The organism is Ekhidna sp. (genome assembly GCF_965247405.1).
GTDB lineage: Bacteria > Bacteroidota > Bacteroidia > Cytophagales > Cyclobacteriaceae > Ekhidna.
The window spans coordinates 2,389,191-2,400,358 of record NZ_OZ252014.1 but is presented as its reverse complement, the minus strand read 5'-3'; the positions used below and the strand labels follow the sequence as shown (position 1 = coordinate 2,400,358).

Annotated in this window: 7 protein-coding genes and 1 tRNA gene; 4 read left to right on the top strand and 4 right to left on the bottom strand. The window is 41.2% G+C overall.

Features of this window, described 5'->3' with window-relative positions; translation table 11 throughout:
* Positions 1-23: 23 nt before the first annotated feature.
* The 4 genes from ACP14Y_RS10885 to ACP14Y_RS10870 all read right to left on the bottom strand — a co-directional run bounded on the left by ACP14Y_RS10885 (position 24) and on the right by ACP14Y_RS10870 (position 4,669).
* Positions 24-1,940, bottom strand: coding sequence for an OmpA family protein (locus ACP14Y_RS10885; protein ID WP_424962985.1), 1,917 nt, complete (start codon positions 1,938-1,940; stop codon positions 24-26).
* Between the two features lie 140 nt (positions 1,941-2,080).
* Entirely contained in the window at positions 2,081-2,566 is a 486-nt protein-coding gene (locus tag ACP14Y_RS10880) for a hypothetical protein (RefSeq protein WP_424962984.1), read from the bottom strand.
* A gap of 1 nt (position 2,567) precedes the next feature.
* A complete protein-coding gene (locus ACP14Y_RS10875) occupies positions 2,568-3,362 on the bottom strand; it encodes a (Fe-S)-binding protein (RefSeq protein ID WP_424962983.1) in 795 nt (264 codons plus the stop codon).
* Positions 3,359-4,669: a 4Fe-4S dicluster domain-containing protein gene (locus tag ACP14Y_RS10870; RefSeq protein WP_424962982.1), complete on the bottom strand. Its 1,311-nt coding sequence runs from the start codon at positions 4,667-4,669 to the stop codon at positions 3,359-3,361. Before ACP14Y_RS10870 ends, ACP14Y_RS10875 begins: the two co-directional genes overlap by 4 nt.
* 84 nt (positions 4,670-4,753) lie before the next feature.
* Between ACP14Y_RS10870 and ACP14Y_RS10865 the strand changes: the two genes are divergently transcribed.
* From ACP14Y_RS10865 to gltB, 4 genes are all read left to right on the top strand, one after another.
* Positions 4,754-4,826 (top strand) — tRNA-Phe (locus tag ACP14Y_RS10865).
* A 204-nt stretch (positions 4,827-5,030) separates the two neighbouring features.
* On the top strand, positions 5,031-5,624 hold the full coding sequence (locus ACP14Y_RS10860) for a TetR/AcrR family transcriptional regulator (protein WP_424962981.1): 594 nt from the start codon (positions 5,031-5,033) through the stop codon (positions 5,622-5,624).
* 41 nt (positions 5,625-5,665) lie between these two features.
* Positions 5,666-6,565, top strand: a complete 900-nt coding sequence (locus tag ACP14Y_RS10855; RefSeq protein ID WP_424962980.1) for an alpha/beta fold hydrolase — start codon at positions 5,666-5,668, stop codon at positions 6,563-6,565.
* Positions 6,566-6,736: 171 nt separating this feature from the next.
* The gene (gltB, locus tag ACP14Y_RS10850) at positions 6,737-11,167 is read left to right on the top strand and encodes a glutamate synthase large subunit (RefSeq protein ID WP_424962979.1); all 4,431 of its coding nucleotides are present in this window, start codon (positions 6,737-6,739) and stop codon (positions 11,165-11,167) included.
* Position 11,168: the final 1 nt, after the last annotated feature.

Here is an 11,168-nt window from a genome sequence, read left to right as displayed (position 1 = left end):
TTTTTATTTGCAAAGAAAACCGTTTATCCGTTTCCATCGCCCGAATCCTTGAAGAATCGATCATATTCATCAACGGGTTCATCGGGTGGAAGATCATCGTTTCTGTTTCGCGGATTATATCTAAGCACCTTGAATTCAGTACGTCGATTCTTTTGGTGTTCTTCTTCTGTCTTTGCATTCTTGATCAAAAGTTGGATTTCCCCATATCCTTTAGCAACAATTCGATCTGATTCGATTCCTTCATTAATAATATAGCTAACAGCAGATTGTGCCCTTCGTTGAGAAAGCTTCATGTTATAATCATCATCTGCCCTACTATCAGTGTGTGAACCGAGCTCTATATAAATCTCAGGGTTATCATTCATTATTTGAACAAGACTATCCAAAACAAGCGCCGCATCAGAGCGGATATTTGCTTTGTCCAGATCATAATAAATATTATCTAAAACAATTGCTTTTTCCAGCACAATTGGATCCATCATTATGTTGGTTTTGAATGTAACATTTGTGATGAATTCAGTAAGCGTATCCCTGTTTACCGTCTTACCTACTGTTGTAAAATCTTTCCGAACTGTGAAATAATCGGTCTTCTCACCTATCAGATCGTAGTGCTCTTCCGGATATACTCTAAAGTTAAATTTTCCACCGGCTCCTGTAAAAGCCTCATCCAAAACATCTCCATTATCAGCAGTCAACGAAACTTTTGTGTTCGGAAGAACGATCTCCTCTCCTCCATCGTCGGTAGTCATGGTAACGCCTGTTAGGAAGTAGTTCACAACTTTCAAATCAGGATCATCATTAATAAACGTATAGATGTCATCATCCCCTTTTCCTCCTCGACGGTTCGAAGTAAAAAAGCCTCGTGTCAGATTATACTGAAACAGACCAAAATCATCCGCAGAGGAATTCATCGGCTTCCCAAGGTTAGTGACTGTAACATGACCTCCTTCGCGAACTGCTCTAAACATGTCCAGTTTCCCAAAACCTGCATGTCCATCAGAAGAAAAATACAAACTCCCATCTTCGCTTATATATGGGAACATCTCATCTCCAGGTGTATTTATTTCAGGACCCAAATTCCTAACATCAACCCACCTTCCTCTTCTATTCACTTTAGCCTGGTATAAGTCGGCACCTCCATAACCTCCCGGCCTGGTGGATGAAAAATAAAGAGTTGTACCATCAGGAGAAAATGCTGGAGTCGAATCCCATGCTTCCGCCACATTGATAGAAAGCGGTACAGGCTCTGACCATCGACCGTTACGATATCTTGTAAAAAACAAATTCACCTCGCTATATCCTTTGGCTTTCCCGTCGTTTCCTTTAGCAAAGATCATCGATGATCCATCTGGTGAGATAGCAACTGACCCCTCGTTTGTATCTACATGGTTGATGATAGGATCTAAAGCATCAAGCGTGCTGAGGTTGACATTGGCTCCCCGGCTAGCTACACGATAGATGTCAGTAAAAGGTGTGCCTGTTGTTCGGTAGATTTTTCCTCCTTCACGATTGGAGGTGAAATACAAATAATTCTGACTAAAGACCGGAGAATACTCCGCTTTCTCAGTGTTTATATCTTCCAAATTTTTAACCCGATAATAGCTTTCCTTTTCTTTTAATTCATCAATCTTTCTCAGATTTTGCAGTTCCTTCTCGGCTAATTTCTTCGTCTTTTCGTCTCTTGCCCTTGGAAGGTAGTTGTTTAGAATTCGTTCCGCTTCCGCATAGTTTTGTTGCACTTTCAGACCCTGCGCCAAATAAAGATTCGACTCTTCGGGCGCACCACCCTCTTTAATTGCTGTTTCATAAAAAGGGATAGACTCTACCAATCGATTGGATTTACGGTATGCGTCTCCAACCATTACGTTTTCTTCCACGGAGTTTTTCTCCGGTGAGTCTCCAAGCTTGGCTATAACCGCATCAAACTCTGCATTGTTCATACTTTTTTCAAGTGAACAACCGAAAAAGAAAAGTACAATTAGAAAATATTGAATGAATCGCATATAGAAATAACGAAATTCTTGTCCAGATGATTTTTCCGAAATTAGCTAAACCTGAAACAAGAAACGAACCAAAAGCCCTATGAAAAGTACCTTTTTACCCAGGTCTTTCCACTTTCTTTTAGCCACCCTTCTCTAAATTGAGCTACATTTTGTACCGTATTATCAAAAACCAACGTCTCCGGGGTGATTACTTGCCCCTCGGCCTGTGCCTTCAATTGATTGAATGGATAGAGATTGATTTGTTCATCCTTCAAAAATGCCACCTGACTAGTGGTCATAAAGGATATTTTTAGCTCGTTTTCCAAAGCTTTGATCAAATGAACGGAAGCGTCAATGCTGCATCCGCTAGCCTGGCTAAAAGACTCATCTACTGAAATGATCAAAAACTGATCATATTCTACTGAAAATGAAGCTTTCAAATCCTGACCGTGGGCTTGCCATTGGTTCAGAAAAGTTTTGGTGTTTTCCTCTACAAATCGAACCTCCTCTGTTTTCAAGTTACGCTCAGCCTGATATATCCATAACCGGGCATTGTCGGGCATTTCTTCAAATGGAATCAACATATCAATCCAAACCCTCCGATTCAGCAATGAGTTCCGCAAGATCCCTTACCTTGACAGAATCTTCTTTCTCCTTGTTTTTGACCCCATCAGACATCATTGTCATGCAAAATGGACAAGCCACTGCGATGGTTTCGGCTTTGGTTTCCAATGCCTCCTCCGTACGTTCTATGTTGATCTCCTTGTTGCCCGGTTCCGCATCTTTAAACATCTGAGCGCCTCCAGCGCCGCAGCAAAGACCCTTTGTCCGACACCTTTTCATCTCCACTAACTCTGCGTCCAATGCTTCTAAAACGGCACGAGGAGCTGAGTAAACATTATTGGCACGGCCAAGAAAACATGAATCATGATAAGTAATCTTCTTGCCTTTGAATTCACCCCCTCCTTTCAATTCTACTTTTCCATCATTGATTAACTCCTGAAGGAATTGTGAATGGTGTATTACATCGTAATTTCCACCGAGCTCAGGATATTCGTTTTTGATAGTATTAAAACAGTGCGGACATGCAGTCACAATTTTTTTAATCTCATATCCATTCAGCACCTGAATGTTGGACATGGCCTGCATTTGAAATAAAAACTCATTTCCAGCTCTTCGTGCCGGATCACCTGTACAGGTTTCTTCAGGTCCTAGCACTGCGAAATTTACTCCCACTTTATTCAGGATTTTAACAAACGCTTTGGTGACATTTTTATATCGATCATCGTAAGATCCGGCACAGCCCACCCAAAAAAGCACTTCTGGCTTTTCACCTTTTGCTGCTAAATCCGCTACTGTTGGTATTTGTATTTCACTCATTTTCCTTCTTTTAATTCGTTAGACCAATTAAATCTATCCTGTACTCCAAACTTCCATGGCGCAAAATTTGTCTCTACGTTTTGAAACATCATATTCCAAGAATCAGGTGCTGCAGACTCCTCCATGGCCACATATCTTCGAGTTTGGAGTATAATATCCAGGGGATTAATATTTACCGGACATGCTTCAACGCATGCATTACAATTGGTGCAAGCGTTTATTTCTTCTTTGGTGATGTAATCACCGAGCAATGATTTCCCATCTTCCAATCCATTTTTGCCCACGTCTTCCAATCGGTCCCGCGTATCCATCATAATCTTTCTGGGAGAAAGTTTTTTTCCTGTCAGGTTTGCAGGGCATTCCGAGGTACATCTCCCGCATTCTGTACACGCATAAGCATCCATCAAATTTTTCCAGGTAAGGTCATTTACATCTTTTGCTCCGAACCTCATGCCTTCTGGTGGTGGGGCATTATCACCCTCCACCGGCATGCCTAGCATCATTTTCACCTCGTTGGTGATCTCACCCATATTGGTCATCTTCCCTTTTGCATCTAATCGACTATAATAAGTATTCGGGAATGCCATGAAAATGTGCAAGTGCTTAGAGTATGTGACATAGAGAGCGAAAGCAAAAATTCCCACGATATGAAACCACCAGGCCGCTCTTTCAATGAAAACTAATGTACCTGTGTCAAACTGATCAAGCCACCCAAACATTGCTGAACTGAAATAGAACAAACCAGTCTGGACGTAATGATCTGCACCTCTGCTTTGAAGAATTTGATCTGCCCCATTCATTCCTAAAATGGCAACCATCAACAATATTTCAATAATCAAAATCAGATTAGCGTCTAAGGCAGGCCAACCAACCATCTCAATTTTCTTAAATCGATTGATTCTGAGTACGTTCCTTCTAATCAAAAAGATCACACATGAGAAAAGAACACCTACTGCCAAAAATTCAAAGAAATTAATCATGCTGGTGTACAGGTCTCCAAGTAATGGTGCAGCAATTCGATGCGTGCCAAAAATGCCATCAATTACAATCTCTAACACTTCGATATTGATCAAAATGAACCCTACATATATAAGCAGGTGTAAAAATGCCGGTATCGGACGCTTGAACATTTTCTTTTGACCAAAAGCGACCAAAACCATGTTCTTTAATCTCTCACTTTTGTTGTCTGTGAGATTAACTTCTTTACCTAATTTGATATTACTGGAAATACGCCTGACTCTTCTGAAAATGAGGAAACCGAAGAACCCTGCAACCAGTACAAAAACGATTTGAGGGATATATTCCATAATGCTTTAAAAAATTCCTACTACGAACTTCAATTTAAATTTTGCCTTTTCAAAGAAATACCTACTTTTGCCAACCCAAAATTTGGTGCTGTAGCTCAGTTGGTAGAGCATCGGACTGAAAATCCGTGAGTCGGTGGTTCGAATCCACTCAGCACCACCCAAGCCATCCTTCTTTAAGGGTGGCTTTTTTATTTCTATACCCACCCTTCAGCTCTATCACTCATAAAGCTACCAAATTCAGCTTTTCTTCTAATCGAACCCGAAGATAAAATCAATTTAGGAATTTAGTATGCATGCATACTATTTTAGAAACCTTTTAAATTAGCTTTCGTATTAATATACCAATCGGTATATTTGCATTATGGCTAGAAATCCAGAACATACCAAACAGTTGATAATAGAAAAAGCATTGCCAATCTTTAATACCAAGGGATACAATGCAGCTTCTATTTCTGACATTACCGCAGCAACTGGAATTACGAAGGGTGCTATCTATGGTAACTTCAAGAATAAAGATGAAGTGGCCACTGCAGCATTTGAGCGGGGGGTTGAAATTGTAGCGGGAGCTATTGCTAAAAGAGTAAGCGCAGAGAAAACCGCTCCAGACAAGTTGGTGGCCATAATGGATTTTTATGAAGAATACTTAAACAATCCTCCGATCCCGGGTGGATGTCCTGTTTTAAACTCCTCAATAGAAGCAGACGATAGTCTTCCATTCTTAAGGTCTAAAGTCATTCGCTCGATAGCCTTATTAAAAGATTCAGTCAAAAAAATTATCAATCGAGGAATCCTTGAAGGTCAAATTAAACGTGATGTAGATGCAGAAGAGTTCACAAACTTCTTTTATGCTACCATCGAAGGGGCCATCTCTGTTTCCAGAATTGAAGGGGATAACAGATCCTATGACTTTGTAAAAAAGTTTGTACTAAAGCAGATTAAAGAAATAAGTAGTTAAAAAAATTTATTCATTAAAATACCGATTGGTATATTAAAGTTATGATTACTCACATAGAAATAAAAGGTGAAGACATTAGCCGGCCTGCTGAGCGTCCGCCTAAAACTAACTGGAAAGTTGAAATAATTAAAAAGGGACTTGGACTTCTTCAGCACGCATCTGCAAAGAAATCAGCTGCGATTATATGGCATTACTTCACAATGCCTGGGAGAGTCGGTTACACTGACCCACAAAGACAGATACTAAGTGAGGCACAAGTGTCACAAACCAGTTATAAAGGTGATTTGATTAAGTATTATCGATGGGGCTCCTCCGGACCTAAAGTCTTGCTTTGTCATGGATGGAGGTCAAAAGCAGCTGATTTTAGACGTATGATTAAGAAATTTGTTGCAGAAGGATATCAGGTTGAAGCAATTGATATGCGAGCACATGGAAACTCACAGGGAAGACATACCGCAATGCCTGAATTTCGAGATGTTATAAAAAATCACATTGCTAAGAATGGTCCTTATGAAACTGTAATTGGACACTCCATTGGTGCGCTTGCTTCTGGAATTGCACTAAGTGAACTGGGGTCCTCATTTCAACCTAAACATTTTTTTGTTATCGCAGCTCCTCCTTATATCCGATACTTTTTTAAAGATATCATCGATGATGTAGGCTGCAACGAGTCTGTCTATCATGCGATGTGTGGCTTGTTAAAAGAAAAATACCATCACTCCATTGATTACTTCGATTTACGACTTAAGGCAAATGACCTTAAGAACATCGATACACATCTTTTTTATTGTGAAGACGATCAGGTAATTCCATTTGATAAAGGAGAGGAACTCGAAGCTGCATGGCCTCATGCGTCCTTCGTTCACGTAAAAGGGTTAGGCCATTACAAGATCATGGCCAATGACTCAATCATTGATTACATTCAAAAATTCATGGGATAGACTCATTTTGAAATTTGTAATTAAAGCCTCTCCATCGGCACTATAATTACGAATAATTCAATATTTTATAATATTTTGATAATAATTCCAATAACCGAATGATTAGCCTTTAATATTTAAAATTTCCATTCATTATTCGTTATTTTGAAGTTTATTTCAAAATATAAATGCATGGAGGGAATGTATCTCAGCTCACTAGAACATGATGCATGCGGGATAGGATTCATCGCTAATATCAAGGGTAATCGAGACTACAAAACGGTAGATGATGCTATTCTTATGCTTGAAAATATGGAGCATCGTGGAGGTGTGGGTGCCGAACCAGAAACCGGAGATGGCGCAGGGATAATGACTGAGATTCCATACGATCTCTTCGATCAGGAACTTTCCAAACATAAGGCTAAACTCACCCCCAGATCTTATGGTGTGGGTATGCTCTTCCTGCCAAAACCACAATGGGAAGAGTGTCTTGATGAATTCAATTCGGTTGCCAAATCATTCGGTTTTGAGGTTTTTGCCAAAAGATCCGTTCCGGTTGACAGCCTTCATGTCGGTCCCTCTGCTCGTGATAATGAGCCTATAATAATACAACTCTTTCTAAAACATGGAGAACTTGCTGAGCGGGAACTCGAACGAAAACTGTACGTCCTCAGCAAGTATGCGACACATCATATGACACCAGCCTATGATGAATTCTATATTTCGTCGCTATCATGTTACAAGATTGTTTATAAAGGCCAGCTAAGAACAGATCAGTTAAAAAAATACTACCTGGATCTTCAGAATGAAGATTACAAATCATCCTTCGCCATCATTCACTCACGATTTTCCACTAATACCTTTCCGAAATGGAGCTTGGCTCAACCTTTCCGATATGTAGCGCATAATGGAGAAATAAATACAATTCGGGGAAATGTAAATAAGATGAAAAGCAAAGAAGCATTGCTTGAATCTCCATATTTCACTAAAAAAGAAATTGAACACCTCCTTCCCGTTTGTAACCCGTCTTTTTCAGATTCTGCCAACCTCGACGAATTGATTGAATTGTTGGTTATGGCCGGCAGATCACTACCCCATGCTTTAATGATGCTGGTACCTGAAACCTGGCAGTACAACCAAAGCATGGACGAAAAGACCAAGGCTTTTTACAAATACAATGCCTCTATAATGGAACCATGGGATGGTCCGGCCGCACTTTGTTTCACAGATGGGGAAATAATTGGAGCCACACTCGACCGGAACGGCTTACGTCCATGCAGGTATACAATTACCTATGACAATCGACTCATTGTTTCCAGCGAAACAGGTGCACTCCCGATCGACCAAAAACTGGTCAAGCAAAAAGGGAGGCTGCAGCCGGGAAAAATGATCATTGCCGATCTTGACAATCAACAAGTTCGGTTTGATCAGGAAATCAAAGAAGAGATATCCAGATCCAAACCATATACCGACTGGATTAAAAAGCATCGCATAAAGCTGCGTTTTCTACCCGGACCATTTTCAGACATCAATTTTTTACCCGCTGATAAATATCAGTCATATCTCCTGGCAAATGGCTGGACCAAAGAACTAGTGGATCGGATACTAATGCCCATGTGCGAAGAAGGCAAAGAACCCATCGGCAGTATGGGCTTGGAAATTCCCATTGCTGCGCTAAGTAATCTTCCACAGCACCCTTCCAATTATTTGAAGCAGTTTTTTGCTCAGGTAAGTAACCCTCCAATAGACCCGATCAGGGAACGGCTGGTAATGTCCCTTTTCACTCGATTAGGAAAAGGCAACAATATTTTAACCGAGGAACCTTCGCATTGCCATCAAATTCATATCACCCGTCCAATCCTCCGACCACAGACTTATCAAAAAGTGCTGGAGTTGGAAAATCAGGGATTTAATCATCAGATTCTTGATTGCACTTTTTCAATCTCTGAATCCTTGGAAAAAGGGATAAATAAGCTATGCCAAGCAGCTGAGAAAGCAGCACGTGAGGACGTTAAAATTTTGATCATTTCTGATGAAAATATTTCAGAAGGTCGATTGCCAATTCCTTCACTGATGGCTACCGGGGCTATTCAACATCATTTAATCAATAAAAAACTCCGGTCGCACACCAGCCTGATTGTTCATGCGGCAGATGCGGTTGAGGTGCATCATTTTGCAACTCTGATTGGATATGGTGCCAGTGCCGTGATGCCTTATCTAAGTTTTAGTCTGATAAAGGAGCAAGCAGAAAAAAAACAACTTGATTTCGACAAGTTATCGGATAACTATGCAGAGGCCATTGGTAAAGGATTACTCAAAATCATGTCTAAAATGGGCATTTCAACACTTCAATCCTATCAAGCGGCCCAGATCTTTGAAGCCATCGGTTTATCAGATGAGGTCATCAATAAATGTTTTAAAGGAACCATCTCACGAATTGGAGGCAGTTCATTTGCTCAGTTTGAAGAAAATATCCGAAACAACCATTCAAATGCTTTTCAACAACATACCGATCTGCCTCACGGTGGGATCTATAGTTGGCGAAGGAATGAGGAACGTCACCTGATCGATCCGGAAACAGTTCATTTGCTACAAAAAGCAACTAAGCTGAAAGATTATGAGCTTTATAAGACCTATGCCTCCCGAATCAATCAGCCTGAAGATCCCTTTTACATCAGGCATATGCTTGATTTCAAATACAAGGATTCAATCCCAATCGATTCGGTAGAGTCAGTCGAAAACATACTTAAACGATTTGCCACAGGTGCAATGTCTTTCGGCTCTATTTCTCATGAAGCACACACCACACTCGCAATAGCGATGAACCGCATTGGAGGGAAAAGTAACAGCGGAGAAGGAGGAGAAGATGTAAGTCGGTTTAAGCAGAAAGAAAATGGTGATTCGGAAAAATCAAGAATTAAGCAAGTGGCCTCCGGTCGGTTCGGCGTAACTTCATATTACCTTAATAATGCGGATGAAATTCAAATCAAAATCGCTCAAGGAGCAAAACCTGGAGAAGGTGGTCAGCTTCCCGGTCATAAAGTAAATGAATGGATCGGCAAGGTTCGAATGTCTACTCCTGGAGTAGACCTGATCTCACCTCCTCCGCATCACGATATTTATTCTATTGAAGATCTGGCGCAACTCATTTTCGATTTAAAGAACGCCAACCCTGACGCCCGAATCAATGTAAAGCTTGTTTCCCAAGCAGGCGTGGGTACCATCGCTGCTGGAGTAGCCAAAGGTTTCGCTGATGCAATTCTCATTTCCGGAGCAGATGGAGGAACAGGGGCATCTCCCTTAAGTTCGATCCGCCATGCGGGTCTACCGTGGGAAATGGGGCTTTCGGAAGCCCAGCAGACGCTTGTCAAAAATCGCCTCAGAAGTCGGGTGGTGCTCCAATCGGATGGAAAAATGATGACAGGCCGAGACATTGCTATTGCCACCCTACTTGGTGCAGAGGAATGGGGTGTTTCTACAGCCGCATTAATAGCAGAAGGGTGTATCATGATGCGTAAATGCCATCTAAACACCTGTCCTGTGGGAATCGCCACTCAGAAAGAGGAATTACGAAAATTGTTTTCCGGTGACCCGGAACATGTGATCAATTTGTTCTATTTCATGGCCCAGGAACTACGTGAAATCATGGCAGAGCTTGGATTTAAGACCATCAATGAGATGGTTGGACAGAGTAATCGACTTACAATTAAGGATCAGGACTTAAAAGGATTGAACCTTTCTAAAGTGCTTCACTTTGAGCAAACAAGAGATACCCGTTACAACTCGCGTAAACAACAAGATCTTCTTTCAGATGCACTGGACTATGAAGTTTGGGAGGACATTAAAGATGAAGTTAGAAATGGATTTGTAGCTGCATATGACTATCCGATCAAGAACACTGATCGATCCACAGGTGCCATCCTTTCCAGCATCATTTCTAAGGAATATGGTGAGCATGGACTTTCAAAAAGCTTGATAAAACCCAAGTTCAAAGGATCTGCTGGTCAAAGCTTTGGAGCTTTTCTGGCCAAGGGGATCAAGTTTACCTTGGAAGGAGACGCGAATGATTACGTGGGAAAAGGCCTTTCAGGGGGAAGAATTATCATCCATCCTCAGAGAAATGTTCGCTTTCATGCAAGGGAAAATACGCTCATTGGAAACGTAGCATTATATGGAGCAACAAGTGGTGAGTGCTACATTAACGGGATAGCCGGGGAGCGATTTGCAGTACGAAATTCCGGCGCACGTGCTGTGGTGGAAGGTGTTGGTGATCATGGGTGTGAGTACATGACTGGGGGAACCGTACTAATATTGGGTGAAACAGGGAAGAATTTTGGAGCAGGCATGAGTGGTGGCATTGCTTATGTACTTGATACAGCCAACAAACTGAGGGAGCGCTGCAACATGGAAATGGTGGTTTTCGACACGCTGGATCCGTCGGATGTTCAGCATATACGCTGGCTGATTATCAACCACATCAGACATACAGCAAGTAGCCTAGCACAGGAAATCTTACTCGATTGGGAACGTCACCTCAATCACATTGTAAAAGTGATTCCTGTCAAATACAAGGACATTTTGGATAAGAAGAAATCAAAAATTCCGATGACACCCGTTTATTAAA